General features: G+C 59.3%; 14 protein-coding genes and 1 riboswitch. Of the genes, 9 read left to right on the top strand and 5 right to left on the bottom strand.

Going from position 1 to position 18,850, the window contains the following annotated elements:
- Window positions 1–119: 119 nt before the first annotated feature.
- Window positions 120–319, bottom strand: a riboswitch (cobalamin riboswitch).
- 352 nt (window positions 320–671) lie between these two features.
- Entirely contained in the window at window positions 672–1,277 is a 606-nt protein-coding gene (locus tag ASD36_RS02545; protein WP_060504820.1) for a DUF6656 family protein, read from the top strand.
- Here the strand turns inward: ASD36_RS02545 and ASD36_RS02550 are convergent, their stop codons facing one another.
- Window positions 1,278–2,339, bottom strand: coding sequence for a diguanylate cyclase (locus ASD36_RS02550; RefSeq protein WP_060504819.1), 1,062 nt, complete (start codon window positions 2,337–2,339; stop codon window positions 1,278–1,280). It lies immediately after the preceding gene.
- Window positions 2,340–2,565: 226 nt separating this feature from the next.
- Here ASD36_RS02550 and ASD36_RS02555 point away from each other — a divergent pair, with 226 nt between their 5' ends.
- Together ASD36_RS02555 and ASD36_RS02560 are read left to right on the top strand one after the other, a co-directional pair.
- A complete protein-coding gene (locus tag ASD36_RS02555) occupies window positions 2,566–3,540 on the top strand; it encodes an L-threonylcarbamoyladenylate synthase (protein ID WP_060504818.1) in 975 nt (324 codons plus the stop codon).
- A gap of 4 nt (window positions 3,541–3,544) precedes the next feature.
- Complete coding sequence (locus ASD36_RS02560) at window positions 3,545–4,975, top strand: FAD-binding oxidoreductase (RefSeq protein ID WP_060504817.1); 1,431 nt, start codon at window positions 3,545–3,547, stop codon at window positions 4,973–4,975.
- Between the two features lie 10 nt (window positions 4,976–4,985).
- Here ASD36_RS02560 and ASD36_RS02565 read toward each other — a convergent pair whose 3' ends face one another.
- Window positions 4,986–7,589 carry a DUF1217 domain-containing protein gene (locus ASD36_RS02565; RefSeq protein ID WP_060504816.1) on the bottom strand — a complete coding sequence of 868 codons (2,604 nt, stop codon included), beginning with the start codon at window positions 7,587–7,589 and terminating at the stop codon, window positions 4,986–4,988.
- A 349-nt stretch (window positions 7,590–7,938) separates the two neighbouring features.
- On the opposite strand from ASD36_RS02565, the gene ASD36_RS02570 reads away from it, so the two are divergent.
- Window positions 7,939–8,505: a DUF6101 family protein gene (locus ASD36_RS02570; protein ID WP_060504815.1), complete on the top strand. Its 567-nt coding sequence runs from the start codon at window positions 7,939–7,941 to the stop codon at window positions 8,503–8,505.
- Between the two features lie 359 nt (window positions 8,506–8,864).
- On the opposite strand, the gene ubiA is transcribed toward ASD36_RS02570, so the two are convergent.
- The 3 genes from ubiA to ASD36_RS02585 all read right to left on the bottom strand — a co-directional run bounded on the left by ubiA (window position 8,865) and on the right by ASD36_RS02585 (window position 11,759).
- Window positions 8,865–9,824, bottom strand: coding sequence for a 4-hydroxybenzoate octaprenyltransferase (gene ubiA / locus ASD36_RS02575; RefSeq protein WP_060504814.1), 960 nt, complete (start codon window positions 9,822–9,824; stop codon window positions 8,865–8,867).
- A gap of 66 nt (window positions 9,825–9,890) precedes the next feature.
- Complete coding sequence (locus tag ASD36_RS02580) at window positions 9,891–10,700, bottom strand: MipA/OmpV family protein (RefSeq protein WP_060504813.1); 810 nt, start codon at window positions 10,698–10,700, stop codon at window positions 9,891–9,893.
- A gap of 243 nt (window positions 10,701–10,943) precedes the next feature.
- Window positions 10,944–11,759: a helix-turn-helix transcriptional regulator gene (locus tag ASD36_RS02585; protein WP_060504812.1), complete on the bottom strand. Its 816-nt coding sequence runs from the start codon at window positions 11,757–11,759 to the stop codon at window positions 10,944–10,946.
- Between the two features lie 111 nt (window positions 11,760–11,870).
- On the opposite strand from ASD36_RS02585, the gene ASD36_RS02590 reads away from it, so the two are divergent.
- The 5 genes from ASD36_RS02590 to ASD36_RS02610 all read left to right on the top strand — a co-directional run bounded on the left by ASD36_RS02590 (window position 11,871) and on the right by ASD36_RS02610 (window position 18,743).
- Window positions 11,871–13,070 carry an MFS transporter gene (locus ASD36_RS02590; RefSeq protein ID WP_060504811.1) on the top strand — a complete coding sequence of 400 codons (1,200 nt, stop codon included), beginning with the start codon at window positions 11,871–11,873 and terminating at the stop codon, window positions 13,068–13,070.
- A gap of 179 nt (window positions 13,071–13,249) precedes the next feature.
- Window positions 13,250–14,293 carry a spermidine/putrescine ABC transporter substrate-binding protein gene (locus ASD36_RS02595; RefSeq protein ID WP_060504810.1) on the top strand — a complete coding sequence of 348 codons (1,044 nt, stop codon included), beginning with the start codon at window positions 13,250–13,252 and terminating at the stop codon, window positions 14,291–14,293.
- Entirely contained in the window at window positions 14,290–16,683 is a 2,394-nt protein-coding gene (locus ASD36_RS02600; protein ID WP_082512170.1) for a bifunctional diguanylate cyclase/phosphodiesterase, read from the top strand. The genes ASD36_RS02595 and ASD36_RS02600 overlap by 4 nt, the downstream gene beginning before the upstream one ends.
- 96 nt (window positions 16,684–16,779) lie before the next feature.
- Window positions 16,780–18,051 (top strand): phosphoribosylamine--glycine ligase, encoded by a 1,272-nt coding sequence (purD, locus tag ASD36_RS02605; protein ID WP_060504809.1) that lies wholly within the window; start codon window positions 16,780–16,782, stop codon window positions 18,049–18,051.
- A 176-nt stretch (window positions 18,052–18,227) separates the two neighbouring features.
- On the top strand, window positions 18,228–18,743 hold the full coding sequence (locus tag ASD36_RS02610; RefSeq protein WP_244482190.1) for a plant virulence effector HPE1-like domain-containing protein: 516 nt from the start codon (window positions 18,228–18,230) through the stop codon (window positions 18,741–18,743).
- Window positions 18,744–18,850: the final 107 nt, after the last annotated feature.

The following is an 18,850-nucleotide window of genomic DNA, read 5'->3' on the forward strand; positions in this document are numbered from 1 at the left end:
GGTCATTTCCTTGTGCTCGCCAACTTTTACGGTGGCAGCAGGCAGGAAAGGAACCACCGCCGCGCCGGGAGAGCGCGTGGTTAATGTGGTTCTCCTTCCGGCTGCCCGCCGCAACCCAGATATCAATTTCATCACAAGGCTGGTTTCCGGGCTCTGGAGCTGTCCTTGCGGACTGTCCCGGCGCCTTCCCGGATTTCTCCAGTGGCCTTTTGCCGAGGTTTCGCTCCACCACCGTTGCGGGGGCAGCGCCGGATTTCGACCGGCTTCCCAATTCTCCGCCCTTCCCTATAAAGGCGGCACCTTGAGTGTCTTCATCTAATCCTCAGACCTTGGAAAACAGCCGCCAGTTAACGACATCCGATTCCAGAAAGACGACACGGAAAATATTGCGTGGCGTCGCCGTCAACCTGACTATTTTATAAGCAGAAACAATGTGATCGGCTGAATTTGAAGCAAAAATCCGGTTTTCCGCCCAGCGCTTCGGCAATCGGCACGGATGCAGCCCTTTTGCGACACTTCACGGCGAAAACACTGCCATCGCCATCGCACACGGTCGAGGCAAAAGGCTGACAGCCAGCAAGACTGCATTAACCATAACGCAGTAGCTTTGGCTCATAAGCGATTCCGTCCCGGTGTGTTTTGTCGACACACCCGCAGTCTGGTACAGGCCGATGTCAAACTTGAGATATTTCGATACCGCTGTGGTCAAGAAGCCGGAACCATCGCCGAAGGCCGCGGTCTATACCGAATTCCTGCGCACAGGACGGATCAACCGGCACCAGCAGCAATGGAGCGCGGCCGAGAAGCGCTACCTGACCCACCAGGAAGTCGCTGCCCGCACCGGCAAGAAACTGGAAACGGCCGGCTCCGTCACACATGACCGGATCAACAGCTTTCACCGGTCGATCCGCTTCCCAAAACTGCTTTTTCACCGGACGCTGGCCGATAGCCCGCATCTCGGCTATTGCCATGTCACGGCCGCGCGGACGAAATTCGCCAAGTTCGAGGACGTCCGCTGGTCGTTCTATATTGCCAATTTCTTTTCCGATATCGGCGACGACCAGCACTTCTTCGAGAAGATCAAGCTTGGCTATTCACGGATGTATTTCGCGGTGGCGACGGAGATGGACGCAGAGGCCGGCAAGTTGACCGTCAACCGTGCGGTGCATGACAACGGACTGCTGTTTCGCACCCGCGACCCCAAGGAGGCATTGAAGAACGTGCTTCTGCTCGGCGCCCGCAATGCAGAGCTCCGCAAGATCATCGGTAGCCTTTGATCACTGCTTGTAGATCAGCCAGTCTCGCCCGGGCAGCGGCTCACTCTCGGCGCCATGCACGATCGTCTGATCGCCACCTTTGCCCTGCGCCCTGGCGAGCGCCTTTTCGGCCGTATTAACGAGATCGAAGGCATTGGTGGCGTCATCCGACATGCAGATGCCGACCGATAGCGTGACACAGCCGAGATCGCGCCCGGTTTTCGGATGCGTAAAATGCGTGCTGCGCAGGGCCGAGCGCAGCAGCGCCACGAGCCGCACCACTTCCCGTTCCTCACCCGTCCCCACCAGAAAACCGAAACGGGTTCCGTCGAAACGGGCGACCAGTTCGCTTGAGGGAAACGCTTGCTGGATAATGCCACCGATATGCCGGGCAAGCGGTTCGGCCAATGCGGCCGCCTGTTCTCCCGACAGCCGCCGGCTGGTATCGGGCTCGGCAACGGCAATACCACAAGCAAGCGGCAGATCGGGATCAGCGTAGACCTTGGCGAGCGCCTTGTTGAAGGCCCGGCGATTGGCGAGCCCGGTGACCGCATCGGAAAATTTCCGCGCCTCGAAATCGGCAAGGTCTTTCTGCACTCCGGCGATCACGGTGGATTGCGCGGTGACGCTCTGCTCCATTTCGGCATTGTGCGACACCTGCCGCTCGGTGGCCCGCTTCAGAGCCTGAATGGAGTTCTGCAGCGCCATCTGGCTTTCGCCGCCGGAAACGACCAGCGCCTTGGTTGCCTCGCTGATCAGCCGCCCATAATCATCGAGCTGGTCTTTTTCACGCGACAAGAGGTTCATGAAATTGCTCATCTCGTCGCGCACGATCGTCGTCGACCGCGCCAATACGCTGGCTTCATGATGATGCGGCAGATATTTGCGGCCAAGTTCGTCGAGCGCCGATTGCGACTTGTATTTGCCGAGCGCAATGAAGTCGCGCACCAGGTCCGGATTGGCGCCACCATAGGCTTCGTAGACCAGTTCGTAATTCCGGGGGATGGCATCGATGCCCATCTGATGCATGGCGGTGGCGATGCGCAGGGCAAGGTCGGTCGGCATGGATTTCTTGTTGGCCATAGGGGCTCCGGCTAGGTGCAGGATCAGACAGCTAGCATAGGCAACTTTCTCCGCCGCTAACCGGACCTGTCGCATTTTAAGAAAGCTTAATTTTGGGTGTTGCAAAGAGGGACAGTTGGCACGTGCATTTCAAATGCGCTTGGCAATGTCCGGCTTCGCCCTGTAAAGGAAACGCCGGAGCGCCCGCCTGCCTCCCGGTGAGGGCGCATTGACGTTTGGAAGCTTGATGGCGCTGATCATAGACACACGGACCGAGCCGGAGCGTGCCCTGGCGATTGCCTGCGAGACGCTTGGCGAAGGTCTGCCGGTGGCGATCCCGACCGAGACGGTCTACGGGCTGGCGGCCGATGCCACCAATCCCGATGCGATCAGCCGCATTTATGAAATGAAGGGCCGTCCTCGCTTCAATCCATTGATCTGCCACGTCGCCGATTTTGCGATGGCCGAGGCACATGTCAGCTTCGATCCGTTGTCGCGAAAGCTGGCCGAGGCCTTCTGGCCGGGACCGCTGACGCTGATCCTGCCGATCAAGCTGGAGAGCAGCGTGCATCCGCTGGCATCCGCTGGCCTCGACACGCTCGGCCTCCGCATGCCGGAAGGGTTTTCCCGCCAGGTGATCGCCCGTTTTGGCAGACCGCTGGCAGCACCGAGCGCCAATACCTCAGGCAAGATCAGCCCGACCAGCGCAGCCCATGTCGAAGCAGATCTTGGCGGCAAGCTGGCGCTCATCCTTGACGCCGGCTCAGCCGAAATTGGACTGGAATCAACCATCATCAAGGTCGATGGCGATGACATCCGGCTGTTGCGTCCAGGCGGTCTGGACGTCGCCGACATCGAGGCACTGACCGGCAAGACGGTTTTGCGTCCCGAAACTGCGGGTGCAGTGATCGAAGCGCCGGGCATGCTGGCGTCGCATTATGCACCGGGTGCTGCAGTGCGGCTGAATGCGACGGATGTCAAACCGGGAGAAGCGCTGATCCGTTTCGGCGGGAAGCCCTTGGCCGGCGAGGAAAACGCGGTTGTTATCCTCGACCTCAGCCCGTCCGCAAACCTGCGCGAAGCGGCTGCCAATCTGTTTGCCTTTATGAAACAGGCCGATGCGTCCGGCGCCAAAACCATTGCCTTCGGTACGATCCCGAACGAGGGGCTTGGCGAAGCAATCCTCGACCGGATCGAACGCGCTGCTGCTCCACGGGAATGACCCTATGACCAATGCCCTCCCCTCTGCTGACCTGATCGCCCGCTTCGCTGCCATCGTCGGTGGCGCGAATGCATTGACGGACCAGGCCGACATTGCGCCCTATCTCGTCGAATCCCGCGGCCTCTACACGGGCAATGCCCCGCTGGTGCTCCGGCCCGGCAGTGTCGAAGAGGTCTCGCAAATCCTCAGGCTTGCCAGCGAAACCGGCGTGGCGATCGTGCCGCAGGGCGGCAATACCGGCCATGTGGCAGGGCAAATCCCGCGCACCGGAGCAGCCGATATCGTCCTGTCGCTGCAACGGCTCAACCGCATTCGCGATATCGATCCCGTCGGCAATGTCATCGTCGCTGATGCCGGCTGCATTCTTGCCGATATCCAGAAGGCGGCGGAAGCGCATGACCGGCTGTTTCCGCTGTCGCTCGGCTCAGAGGGCTCCTGCCGGATCGGCGGCAATCTCTCCACCAATGCCGGCGGCACCGCGGTGCTGGCCTATGGCAACATGCGGCAGCTCTGCCTTGGCCTCGAAGTCGTTCTACCGACCGGCGAGATCTGGGACGGGCTGCGGCGGCTGAAGAAGGACAATACCGGCTACGACCTGCGCGACCTGTTCATCGGCGCCGAAGGCACGCTGGGCATCATCACCGGCGCGGTTCTCAAACTGTTTCCACAGCCGCGCGGCCACCAGGTCGCCTTTGCCGGCTTGAAAAGTGTTGGCGATGCACTTGCCTTGTTCGACAAGGCCTCAAGCCTCTGCGGCCCGGCGCTGACCGGTTTTGAACTGATGCCGCGCCTCGGCGTCGAATTCACCGCAAAGCATATTCCCGGCGTCCGCGATCCGATGGAGACGGTTCACGCGTGGTATGCGCTGATCGATATCTCGACCTCGGATTCGGCCGAAAGTGCCGAGCGGATGATGCAGTCACTGCTCGAGACGGAGATTTCCAGCGGCCTCATCGAAAATGCCGTGGTGGCGGCCAGCGAAGCCCAGCGCAAGAGCCTCTGGCATATGCGCGAAAGCATGTCACAGGCGCAGAAGCCGGAGGGTGGGTCGATCAAGCACGACGTATCGGTGCCGGTTTCCAGCATTCCGGCCTTCATGGCGGAGGCCGATGCGGCGGTGATGAAAGCCATTCCGGGGGCCCGCATCTGCTCGTTCGGTCACATGGGCGACGGCAATATCCACTACAACATCTCTCAGCCCGTCGGGGCCAACAAGGATCAGTTCATCGGCCGCTGGCGCGAGATGAACACCATCGTTCATGGCATCGTCCTGAAATACAACGGCTCGATCTCGGCCGAGCACGGTATCGGCCAATTGAAGCGCGATGAACTGGCAGAGGTCCGCTCACCGATCGAGATCGACCTGATGCAGCGGATCAAGCATGCCTTCGATCCCGCCGGGATCATGAACCCCGGCAAGGTGTTGAAGGCCTGAAAGGCCAGGGTCAGAAGCCGCCAAGGCGCAATTGTGACAGGCTGAACAACGTGTCGGCACTGATACCGCCACCGCCGCCCGACAGGATAATCTGGGCGCCGGACATATCGACATTGTTTTCCACGTCATAAAGAGCCGTAAAGCGCAGCAGCAGCTTCTCCAGCTTTTCCGGATCCTGCAGATCCTTCACGTCGAGCACGCGGTTGATATAGGCATATTGGATATCGACATCGGCCGTCGACATGGCTTCCGGGATGCTGAACGTCGTCCGGACGACCTGCATCAGCGCGCTGTCGGCCAGGAGATCGTAGGCCGTGTTGATAGTTGACGCCTGACGGCGGAAATAGAGCGCGAGACGGACGCCTGCGTTTTCCTCGCCCCTTTGCTGCTCAAGGGTCTGGTTGAGGTAGAGATCCTCGGTCTCCAGCAATCCGCGCTTGGTCTGTATGCCAAATTCCGGGCGGACGAGATCGCCCGTATTGCCGAAGTTGTAGGAAGCGACAAGCTCCTTGTAGATCGTCGTGTTCGGCTCGGTATTGATGAAGCTGTTCGGATCGTTCGGATCCGCTTCGAACATCTTGCGCAGATAGTCGGTCGTCACCGTTTCCGGGTCGAGCTTGGCGGCGACAAGAACGAAATCGACCAGCCGGCGGTTGGACAGGAGATCATCGAGCGATTTGATCTTTTCGATTTCGGCGCTGTAATATTTCGATTCCGCAGTCGCCTTGGTCTTTTCATCCTCCGTAGCGAAACGGCTCTTTTCGATGACATAGGATTTGGCAGTGTTGAGGATTTCCGATTCAGCCTGCGCCAGCATCGGCACACCGGCGGACCCGTCCGCATTGAAGTTGAACGCCTTTGCCAGCTGAAGATAACGGTCGTCCTTCAGCGTATAGACATAGCTCTTCGGATCGGTGAGATCGCTGGTCAGCACCTTTTTCATCTTGCGCACGGTGTCGCCCTCGTTTTCGAGGCCGACAGCAGTGAGCGCCAGTTTCATGATCTTGGTGTCGGAGAGCAGGTCGTCAACATTCGAGACAACGCTCATCAGGCTCTTGAAGGACTTGATCAGGCTCGCATCGGCAGCTTCATCGGCGTCGTTGTAACGCACCATGTAGTTGTCCGAGGTCCATTTGGTTTGCGCCGCCGTCTGCGGTTTATCGCCGGCCGCCAATGTACCATCGGTCTGGAAATTGAACGCCGCCCTCAACTCCTTGTAGGCAGCGTTGTATTCCCCCCCCTTTGTGTTCACGAAGCTCGCCGGGTCGTTCGGATCACTCGTGAGAATGCTTTCGAGCGTCGCCACCGTGGTGCTGGACGGCAGGCCGGCAGCCGTGAGGATGTAGGAATACAGCCGGCTGTCGCTCTTGATCTGCGCAACCGTGGTAATGGTCCCGATCGTATCCTCGTAATAGGCCTTGTGCAGCAGGGCGACCGACGTTGTGGCACGCGGCGCCTTGTAGGCGTAGACTTCCTTGGTTGCCTTCCGGCTGTCTTCAGCCTGTGCCGTTCCGCCAGCTGGCACAGAGCCATCCGCCGCGAAATCGTACATCAGGGCCAAATCCTTGAAAACGGCGAGCCGCCCGATCGTGGCAGTACTCTCCGACTGCTTGGTCTTTAAATCGGCGGCGTAGAAGTTTACGCCCTTCATGGTACTGAGCGTGGTCTGACGCTGATCGATCTGCGCCTGCAATGCGGCCCGCTCCGCCTCGGTGAGATCCGGATCGGCCATCTGCGTCCGGAGACCACTGATCTCGGCCTCGACACCGGCATATGCATCGATGTTGCTGGTCATTTCCGGGAAGGCGGCATTGATCGTGGCAATGTTGTTCTGCAGGGTCGTCTTTTCCGCCTGCAGCGTTACCTTGTCCTCGTCCGACGTCTCAGGCAGTGCCATGAGGGCGTCGATCGCCGTTATGCGCGACTGCGACTGAACACGGCTCGACAGGGCGGAAAGAGCCTGATCGGACGAGGCCTTGGTCGCCAGAGCCTCCGTGAGAGCAGGCTCAAATTTTGTATTGAAGTAGCTGTTCGGATCATTGAGATCGCTGACCAGCGCGCCGCGCACGTCTGCAAAATTGAAATACTTCTCGTCAACGCCGAACACCCGGAACGCATAGGATCGTAACCTATCGTTCTGCAGGAACTGATCCACGTTGGTGATCGTGTCCATCATTGTATCGTAGTAGCGCGTCTCCTCGGCCATTTTCGAATCGACGTTGGCGATGGTCTGGTTATACAGGCCGATCAGCGCATCTTCCTGTGCACCACTTTGGACCACCTCGGTCGACTGGGAGAAACTGAACGCCCTGGCGAAATTCTGGTAGCGCTCGTCCGTCAGCATATTGGCGTAGCTGTTGTCGTCGCTGAGGTCGCTCTCCAGCACCTTTCGCATGAAGGCCTTGGCATAAGTCATGTCTTCAAGGCCGTGTGCCTTCATGGCATAGGCATAGAGCCGGTAGTCTCCCAGAAACTCGTCGATCGAGGTGACGTTGCCGATATTGGCCTTGTAATACTCGGTTTCGCGGGCGACCAGCGTCTGCTGCGCCGTGCGCTGAAGGCTCGTCTTCATATCGCGCGTGAGGAGATTATAGTCGATATATGTGGAAACCATTGCCGCTCTGCCGATCGCCTGAAATTGCCCGACGCTAAGGCGCCCGAATGGACGCAAAGCCGCGCAGTGCGGCCATAATCCGCGATACAATCGCTGGTCTTGCTTGCGCGTGGCTTTTCCTCAACCCGGGTGCGCAGGGTCGGGGGATTGGCAAAATTCTGCCGATTTTCTTCAGATTTGAGAAACCCTGCTGCGTCGGCTTTTGCTAACCATCAGGAAATGCAAAGTTTTTTAACTGCGATTTTTAAGTGGTCTCAAACTCGCCCCGCCTATCCTTGGGCCACAGAGGACGAAAAGTCCCGACGAGAAGACCGGGAACCGGCTCTCAAGGAAAACAAGGGCGATTGAAATGCTGAAAACACTTTCACAACCGGCTTGGGTTGAAAACACACTGCGAATGGACCCGAAACGCTTTCCCCAGCAGGCAAGCTACACCTTGCACGGACAGTCCAGCAATGTCACCATAAGCTTGGACGAACGTGGAGCGGTGCTGCGCAAGGTTCTGCCATCCAGCGGCCTGCCACTGTCGATCGCGCTACCGGCACGCGCTTTCAAAGGTGTGGCGGCCCGCGCGATAGACCATGGAGACGGAGAAGTAACCGTGACGCTAGAACTGCATCATGACGACCCGGATCTCTGCATCCCGCTTCTGGTCGCCCACGATCTTGCCGACATTGCCGCCGACTGGCGCACGTGGTCGGAAGCCTACCGGATTCCCATGCTGATGGTCGAAGCAGACGGCGTCGCCCGCCCGTTGGAAGATCATCTCGGTGAAGTCCGCACCCGCGATATCAAGCCGCGCCGCCGTCACTCGCTGTTCAACGATCGCCGCCCGCGCTTCCTGATGCGCCGCGCGACTGGCAGTCTGGGTGTCAACATGAAGATCGGCGGCCGCGAAATCATCGCCCGCAACTGATTTTCGACACATTCTCCAAGCCTTCCTCCAGTGCAAAAGACCGGCTGTCCCTGCGGCCGGTTTTTTGTTTGTGTTTTCAGCCTCTTAATCGAGCCTTTGGAAAACCTTGGAAGCGCCTTTTTGATGCCACAGGCAGCTAGCACATTGCCGGCACGAGAAGGAGACAGACCATGCGCACATTCGTTCTTGCGGCCATTGCCGCCTTTTCCGCACGTTTTGCCAAGACAAAGAAGAACCGCGACGAGAAACTGAGCTGGGCTTGAGTTTTCAAAGCTCGCTGGCCTTGCGCTTCAAAGCGCGGCGCGATTGACCGTTTTACTGCGGTGGACCCCTGCCCTCCGGCCATCCGGAGGGCTTTTTTATGCCAACCGGACCAGTAGCGCCGCGCAAAGACCAACAAAGAGAATCAGTCCGACAACATTGTTGAACTTGAACAGGGCCAGGCACTGTGCGGCATCGTGAATGTCGAGCACGAGGATCTGGTAAAACAGCAGGATCGCTGCAACCAGCAGGCCGATATAGGCCAACAGCCCCGCCCCCGCGAGCGCAAACGAGACAAACAACAACAGGATCGTCAGCCCATAAAGGCCAAACAGCCATGGCCGCGGGTGATCACCGAACCGCCGCGCCGTCGAGCGAACGCCGATCAGCTCGTCATCCTCCTTGTCCTGATAGGCATAGATCGTGTCGTAGCCGACCGTCCATGCGATGGCTGCAGCATAAAGCATGATCGATGCCCATGTGATCGTCCCGAACTCCGCCGACCAGCCCATGATCGCGCCCCAGGAAAAGGCGAGCCCGAGGAAGAACTGCGGCCAGTCGGTAAACCGCTTGGCGAACGGATAGATGGCGACGAAGACCAGCGAGAAGACGCCAAGGAAAATGGAAAATCCGTTGAACTGCAACAGCACGATCAAACCGGCAAGCGCTTGCAATACCATGAAGATCTTGGCCTGAAGCCGTGTGACACGGCCCGACGGCAATGGCCGCGAGCGAGTGCGCGCCACTTCCATGTCGATGTCGTGGTCGACAATATCGTTATAGGTACAGCCGGCACCGCGCATGGCGACAGCGCCGATGAAGAACAACAGAAGATGAAGGGCGAAGCGGCCGGGCGAAAACGTGCTGAGCGCCGCGGCCGCATTGGCAGCCAGCGCTGCCGACCAGAAGCAGGGCCACATCAGCAATTGCCAGCCGATCGGCCTGTCCCAGCGGGCAAGCTGCGCATAGGGCCAGAGCGGCCTTGGCAGCACGCGATAAACCCAGTTGTTGGACGGCGCATCAAAGACGCGCCCGGAATCGGCTGGACGTGTGTTCATACCGTTTGTTTGCAGCGCAAGCGGTCCGCGGTCAAGCCGACAGACCGCCGCACGGCAAGCGAACGGCTATTCCAGCGTGAAATCGAAACGGTAGGTGGCGGACAGGCCGAACAGGAGCTGGTTGCGGCTGCCACCTTCCTTGACGAGGCTTGAATCCGCCGCCGGGCCCATCAGCCGCTTGTATTCGGCAAAGGCGCTGGTTTCGAGTTTTTCGGTCGCTTGCCACGTAATCGCCGCACCCGCTCCAATCGAATTCAGGCCACCGGATGGCGTATATTTCGAATAGCTTGACTTGGCCGCCTCCGATGAACTGACGCCATAATAAGCATCGAAATAGTCGCTTGTCGCAGCCGACAGGCGCGGACCGGCGGAGACGCGGACATTGCTGCTGACGTCAACGAAACCATCGGCGGCAACATCCGCGACCAGACCGTGATGGCTGCGGATACCCTGGCGCAACTCCGCGCGGATGCGCAGCCAGTCGGTTGGATAGACTTCGGCGAAACCGCCGAGTTCGCCGCCAAACTTCACGGGATCGAGCCCCTTGAGGTCGGACGAAGTATCCTCGTCCCGGTCAAAGATCAGCTTGCCGACGACACCGGCGCGAAACGCTCCCTTGTCGACGAAGGCGAAGGCCGGATTGTCGTTGCGCGACGAAAACCGCACCGTGCTGCCGGCCCGGCCGAGCGAAATCAGAGGCGCAGCCTGGAAAAGGCGATCGGATGAGCCGTCATATTTGGGGCCGATGAAGCCGGTGGCGCCGACTTTCAGGTACCAGTCCCCGGACCAGAAATGCTGGCGCTCCTGCGCCTGGGCGGAAACGGAAGCGGCAAGAAACAGCCCGGCGGAAAGGGCAAACAAGGATCGGTTGAACACGTTGGAACTCCAGACAAAAAACGGTTCGTTCCGGGCCTTATAGGCGCCGCCTCACTACCATCTCGTTAACCAGGAGATTTCAGCCTTTGTTTTCCATACGGGACGGTGATTTCAAGGCAATATCTATATTTTACAATACCTTATAAAAATCCAGCACTACACGCTCGACAGATTTTCCGATATTCGACCGCAGATTACGGCGAATTGGAAACGTATTTTCACTCGAAAGCGGCAGGGCGGATATCACGCCATCCGTGACTTCAGATAGGTACTGGGTGAACTGCCCAGCATCCGCCGGAACATCGTGGTGAACGCGGCGATATTTTCATAACCGGCATCGAGCGCAACATTGGTCACCGGTTCTCCCTCGGCCAGACGCGGCAGCGAGGCAAAAATGCAGGCCTGCTGGCGCCAGGTGACGAAACTGACGCCGGTTTCGGCACGAAACAACCGGGTGAAGGAGCGGCGGCTCATTCCTAGGCCACTCGCCCATTCGTCAATACCGGCATTGGCGTCGGGTGACTGCAGAAAATGCCGGCACAGGCGCCCCAGCCGCGCGTCAACCGGGAACGGCAGGCCAAGCGGCCGCTCCGGCAGTTGGCTGATTTCGTCCAGCAAAAGCTCGATGATCAGCCGTTTGCGGCGCGGGGTCAGTGGTTTTTCGTCCGATAGCACCAATTCTTCCATCAGGCTGGAGGCGAGTGGCGTCACTTCCAGAACGCGCGGCTGCTCGGCAGAAATCACCGAAGGGTCGGCGTAAATAGAGTGCATCTCGACATCGCTGATCATCTCGCTGAAATGCTCGAGGCCGGCAGGGATGAGCAAACCGTGACCGGGCGGGATCATCCAGCGCCCGCCTGCGGTATTGACCAGAACCACCCCCCGGCGGGCACACCAGAGCTGTGTCTTGGTATGGCTGTGCGGCAGCCCCCGGGAGCCGGCCGGATAATGTCGCCCAAGCGCCGTAATGGGATCGTCATTCAGGTCGATCCACAAAAGGTTCGCGCGATGCATATCATCGCCTGCAGGATCCCCCGATTTCACGTCGTTCTTCTGCATTTGGCCCACTCTCGAAAGAATGCGACCAGAGCACAAAAGCAGGCCATACTCAAGCGATGTAGAGACAACGCATATTCGTGTTTACACTATCCGTCCGGCGAGGAAGACAGCATGGCGAGCATCACATCACCTACAGGCATCAGCCCGGAAAAGACTGCGGTTTCCGTCATCGTGGCCGTCAGCTTCTGCCATATGCTGAACGATATCATGCAGTCGCTGCTCACCTCGCTCTATCCGCTGCTGAAGGAAAACTATGCGCTCGATTTCGTACAGATCGGCCTTCTGACCTTCGCATTCCAGGTCACCGCATCGCTGCTGCAACCCGCCGTCGGTGTCGTCACCGATCGCTGGCCGATGCCATTTTCGCTTCCGGCGGCGATGCTGTCGACCTGCGCCGGCCTGATCACGCTTGCCAATGCCCATCATTTCTATGTTCTGGTCCTCGGCGCTTGCCTGATCGGCATCGGCTCGGCGATCTTCCATCCGGAAGCATCGCGCGTCGCGCGGTTGGCCTCTGGCGGACGCCACGGCCTTGCCCAGTCGCTGTTCCAGGTCGGCGGCAATACCGGCACGGCAATCGGGCCGTTGCTCGCCGCCTTCATCGTCATTCCGCAGGGCCAGGGCAGCCTCAGCTGGTTCTCCGTCGTTGCATTGACCGGCTTCATGGTGCTGTCCTGGGTGAGTGTCTGGTATACCCGTCATCGCCGCAGCTCGGCCGGCCGCAAGCCGGTCAGCCGGACGCTGCCATTGCCGCGCAACCAGGTTATCTGGACCCTGATCGTTCTCGTCATCCTGACCGCGACGAAGAACGCCTATCTCTCCAGCCTGTCCAGCTACTTCACCTTCTTCACCATCGAGAAGTTCGGTGTTGGCGTTCAGGAAGCGCAGATGCTGCTGTTCCTGTTCCTTGGCGCATCGGCTGCCGGTGTGATCTTCGGCGGACCGATCGGCGACCGTTTTGGCGCTCGCTTCGTTATCTGGTTCTCTATCCTCGGCGTCATCCCCTTCGCGCTGCTTTTGCCCTATGCCAACCTGTTCTGGACGGCGGCGCTGGTGATCATCATTGGCTTCATCTTCTCCTCGGCGTTCTCGGCCATCGTGGTCTTTGCGCAGGAACTGGTGCCCGGCCGCGTCGGTCTGATCGCCGGCATGTTCTTCGGCTTTGCCTTCGGCTTCGGCGGCATCGGCGCTGCAGTCCTCGGTATCTTCGCAGATCGCAACGGCATCGAGTTCGTCTATAAGCTCTGCTCCTACATGCCGCTGCTGGGCCTCTTGACGATCTTCCTGCCGAAGCTTCCAAGCCACCGGTAACTCGACAACCCGACGAGGGGCGGCAAGTCCCTCGCCGGGTCGCAGCGACATGCCCTGCTCCGGCAAAGCATTCGGAGCGGTGGCATCCCGGCCAAACTGCAACCCAGCGCATCTCATTGTAAGTATTCGTCAAGCATTGAACGCTAAGGTTCACCCTGGGGACTATCGGGGTAAATTCAATGCGCAAAACGTTCGTTGCAGTTTCTACTGCGCTCGGCGTATCGATCGCGTCAGCGCCCGCACATGCGGAAACGCTGAACCTGTTGATCTGGGAATCCTATATCGATCAGAAGATCCTCGATCGCTGGACCGAAAAGACCGGCGTTGGGGTGCATCAGGTCTATTATGATAGCGGCGATGCGCGCGACGAGGTGCTTTCGGATCCCGGCAGCAATATCGATATTGCCGTGATCGGCGAAAACGGAGCAGAGCTGTTTGGCAAGCGTGGCGTGCTCGAGCCGTTGTCAGACAAGAACGTCGCCTCGATGAAGGATTACAAGCCCGCCTGGACGTCCCGCTGCGCCGGCTATGCCATGCCCTATCTCTGGGGCACGATGGGCATCGTCTACCGCTCGGACATGGTCAAGACCACGCCGACGTCGTGGAACGACCTGATGTCGCCGGATCCGGCCCTGACAAAACATATCGCCATGTATGACGATCACAACGAGGCCTTTGTTGCGCCGCTGTCCATGCTGGGCAAATCCATCAACGCCAATGACAACGAGACGCTGAAAGCGGCCTTTGAGGTCATGAAGAAGCAGGCGCCCTTCGTTCTCACCTACGATTATGTGATCACCTCGATCCAGAGCCCTGAAAACGGCAAGAATATCTACATGGCGCTTGCCTATAGCGGCGATCAGCACGTGCTCAACGACAAGGCAGGCACGCCCGGCGTCTGGCGCTACGCGGTGCCGAAGGAAGGCACCCTTTCCTGGCTCGATTGCATGGCCGTCACCGCTGCCTCGCCGCGCAAGGCGCTCGCGCTGCAGCTGGTCGACTTTATTGGCTCGCCGCAAAGTGCTGCTGATAACGCCGCCGCCTTGACGATGCCCACCGCCAGCGAAAAGGCGCTTGAACTCATCCCCGCCGAGATGCGGTCCAACCAGGAAATATATCCGCCGGCCGACATCCTGGCCAAGAGCCAGTACCAGAAGGAACTGTCGATCCAATCGATACAGACGCGCCGCCGCATCATCAGCTCGATGGCAAACTTCCAGTGACACTTGGCAAACGCGCGTTTTTCCTGATCTTTCCGGTCGTTCTGGCGGGTTATCTGCTGGCTGCCCTTTCGGTCTATTTTGTTCAGGGACACTCTGTTCTGGCTTTGGAGCGGACACGGCTTTCGCAACAGCTCGACCACATGGCCGCGCTGTTTCGCAACGAGGTCAGCCAGAGCCGGAGCTTTCTCTATTCGATCCTGGAAGGCAACGCCGTCCGCCTGTTCGTGTCGGAACCGGACGAGGCCTACCGCAACAATGCGCTTGGCCTGCGGCTACAGCAGAGTGTGCGCTCGCTGTCTGACGATCCGAAGAAATTCATCTCCTTCGCGATTCTCAATCCCGACCTGACGCCCGGCTATTATTTCGAGAACAGCGATGATCCGTTCGCGGAGATCGGCGCGCCGCAGTTTGCCCTGGCCAGCCGGCTTGCCGGTGGCAGCCAGTTGCGGGATTGGACTTTTCTGCACGATGCCGAGACACGCCAGCTGATCGTCTATTCGGAGTTTATCGATCCCATAACCTTCAGCCGCCCGCTGCCAAGCGCCAAGGCAGACGCGCTTCTGGTGCAAGTGGCGATCGAGCCGACACAGTTCCTCGGCATGCAGCGCGCATTGCAGAACGAGTATGAAACAGAACTCAATTTCGAGACCGCGCCACAGCTGCAACCGCCTGGCGACCTTTCCGCATCCGTCCGGATGGCGCCATCCCTGTTTGCAACGCTGACCGTGCCGCCATCCCACGGATCCGGCAATATGGGCCAATTGAAACTGCTCCTGATCTTTGGCGCACTGGTGATGAGCTTTATCTCCGTCGGGCTGATGATCGCGTTGATCCGCCGGTTCATCACCAACCCGATCTCGGCTCTTGATCGTCAGGTGACCAAGGTGATGAGCGGTGAAAACGAAGGCATCAAGGAAACCGGCGCCGAGGGCGAAATCGGCCGGTTGACCGGCAATATCAAGCAATTGCACGATCAGTCGCAGCGGGCATTGAAACTGGTGCAGCAGACGTCCTGGACCGATACGCTGACCGGCATCAGCAATCGCGCTCATTTCAACATGCTGGCTGCGGATGTCATCCAACAGGTCTCGACGCAGGGTGGCCATTGCAGTCTTCTCTTCATTGACATCGACCACTTCAAGTTCGTCAACGACAAGTATGGCCATGAGGTCGGCGACGACCTGTTGAAGACGCTAGCGCTGCGGATCGAGGCTGCTATCAGCGTGATCGCAGCGCGGCGGCAGATGACACCGGCCGTTTTTGCCCGCCTGTCCGGCGACGAATTTGCTGTTCTCATACAATCAAAGCCGGGAGACGGCACCATCCGGGAAATGTGTGCGGCGATCCTTGCCTTGTTTTCAAACGGTTTCGAAGTGCGCGGGAAATATTATCCGGTCACCGCCAGCATCGGCGTCGCCATCTGCCCGACGGATGCCACCAACCTTGCCGAATTGATCTCCAATGCCGACGCGGCGATGTATCAGGCCAAGACCAACGGCAAGAACCGTTCCTCGCGCTTCTCGCGGGCGCTTCAGGACAAGCGCGACCGCATCCGCCATATTCAGGAGGAGTTGCAACAGGTCGATCCCGACGAGCAGTTCCATCTGGTCTACATGCCGATCGTCAATACCGGCGGCAAGGTAATCGGTTGCGAGGCCCTGTTGCGCTGGGTCTCGCCAATGCTTGGCAACGTCACGCCCGACGAATTCGTCCCGATCGCCGAAAGCACCGGCCTTTTCACCAAAATCGACTGGTGGGTGATCAACCGGGCGATGTCGGAACACAACCGGCTGAAACAGCTGTTCGGACCGGAAACCATTCTTGCGATCAACATCTCGTCGGCGGAACTGCATTCCAAGTCGATCAGCGATTATTTCTGCGACTGCCTTGCCCGGCATGGGCTGGATGCGCGCACCATCGAGATCGAACTGACGGAAACCTATGCCGTCAAGCTTGGCGACCAGGTGCACCGGAACATCGAGACCCTGCGCGAACGGGGCTTCCGTATCTCCATCGATGATTTCGGCGCCGGTTATACCTCCGTGCAGCAGATCATCGAATATACCGCCGACACCATCAAACTCGACCGGGCACTGGTGCAAAACCTTGCCAACGAGGAATCCCTGCCGGCCCTGAAGGCAATGATTGCCCTCTGCCACGCGCAGAACATGGCCGTGGTTGGCGAAGGGGTGGATACGCCCGAAAAGCTCGCGATGCTGACGGCGGCCGGCTGCGATCATTTTCAGGGCTACCTGATCAGCAAGCCACTGGTACCCGCAGACCTTGCCATCTGGGCACTGAAGCAGACGGTGAAAATGGCCGCTTGTGCCAACGATGGCATCGCCTTCACTGACGCCAGCCTCCTCGCCGAAGCCTCAAGCCTCCCCTGAAACGCCGGTATCGCGATCCTTGCAGAGATTTCGCCTTGACCTTGGGGCGCCCTCGCCTTAACCGCACCTCAACACTGCGGATTGCGGGAGTAGGCGATGAAAGTTCTGTTGATCGGATCGGGCGGGCGTGAACATGCGCTGGCATGGAAGCTAAGACAATCGCCACGCCTGACGGCACTCTATGCCGCTCCCGGCAATCCGGGCATCGCCGAAGAGGCAACGCTTGTCGATATCGATACCGCGGATAACGCCGCCGTTCTGGATTTCTGCCGCACGGAAACAATCGATTTTGTCGTCGTCGGCCCGGAAGCGCCACTCGTTGCGGGTCTTGCCGATACTTTGCGCGACGCTGGCATCGCTGTCTTCGGCCCGTCTGCGGCCGCCGCGCAACTGGAAGGCTCCAAGGGTTTTACCAAGGACATCTGCGCCAAATACAACATCCCGACCGGCGCCTATCAGCGCTTCACGTCGGCGGAACCGGCCAAGGCCTATATTCGCGAGCAGGGCGCGCCCATCGTCATCAAGGCCGACGGGCTGGCTGCGGGCAAGGGCGTCACCGTTGCCATGACACTCGACGAGGCGCTTGACGCCGTCGACAGCTGCTTTTCCGGCGCCTTCGGCGCAGCTGGAGCCGAGGTGGTGGTGGAAGCTTACCTTGACGGCGAGGAAGCCAGCTTCTTCTGCCTTTGCGATGGCAAGACGGCTCTGGCTCTGGCGTCAGCGCAGGATCACAAGCGCGTCGGCGATGGCGACACCGGCCCGAACACCGGCGGCATGGGCGCCTATTCGCCAGCCCCCGTGATGACGCCTGATATGGTCGAGCGCACCATGCGCGAGATCATCGAACCGACGATTTCAGGCATGGCCGATAGCGGCCACCCTTTCACCGGCGTGCTGTTTGCCGGCCTGATGATCACCGCCAAAGGCCCGGAACTGATCGAATACAATGTCCGCTTCGGCGATCCGGAATGCCAGGTTCTGATGATGCGGCTGAAAAGCGATCTCCTGCCGCTGCTCCATGCTGCCGCCACCGGCACGCTCGCCACCGTCAGCGCCGAATGGCGCGACGAGGCGGCGCTGACCGTGGTCATGGCCTCGAAGGGATATCCGGCTGCCTACGAGAAGAACACGCCCATAGCCGCAATCCCGCAGGCGGACGCCGGAACCAAGGTGTTCCATGCCGGAACAGCGCTGAAGGACGGGCAACTGGTTGCCACTGGCGGCCGTGTGCTCAACGTTACAGCGATGGGCGGCAGCGTCAGCGCGGCAAAAGACAAGGCCTATGCGGCGCTTGATAAGGTGGAGTGGGACAACGGCTTTTGCCGCCGCGACATCGGCTGGCAGGCGGTCGAGCGCGAAAAGGTCTGAGCGGCCACGGCGCTCCAATCGCGGGAGTCATTCAATTTTTACCAATTCTCCTGACGGGAACGTAACGGAGAACGGCTATTTTCCCTGACTGAATAAGTGCTACTGCGACCCTTGCGCGTCATGATTGACCCGCGGCGCCGTAGCGATTTCAGAGGAGAAAGCCGATGCGCGCCCTTTTGTTCACGCTCACCAGCCTGGTAGCAGCCAGCACAGCCGGCGCATCTTCGCTCGAAAACATCATCTCCGGCAAAAATATCGACAAGAGTATTTCGCAGCTTTCCTGTGATCAGTGCCCGCCATTGGTGGTCAAGAAGAAAACCAGCTACGTCGTTCCGGACATGGTGCCGGGGACTGACCGGGTCGAGTTGAAGGAAATCAACGGTGAAATGAAACTGGTTCGTACTGAAGCCTGGCTTGGCGGCTCGCCGGTCGTCTTCATCAGCAAGGCGACGGATGCAGACATCAAGCAGGCTCAAGCTCAAAAGCCCGCTGCAGGCGATCTGGCGAAGGCCGCAACGGTGGACGCGCCGCCTGTGGAAGCCCAGGCAACGGCCACTCTTGAGATCGTCGATATGGCTGCGAAAACTGCCTCTCTCGACATGGGATCGCCGGCTGCAATGACAGCAGTCACGCCGCAAGACAGTCGATCACAAGAAGTTGATCTGGAAAATTTCCAACTTCGGCTAAAATAACCGTGAAGTTCCTGTCCCTGCCCTAACCAGCCGCACGCAAGAAGGTTGACCGGGTATTCGCCCTCCAGGCGAAAGATTGCGTCCCTGAGAGAAGCAGGGGCGCAATT

This window comes from Rhizobium sp. Root1334, assembly GCF_001426665.1.
Taxonomy (GTDB): Bacteria; Pseudomonadota; Alphaproteobacteria; order Rhizobiales; family Rhizobiaceae; genus Pararhizobium.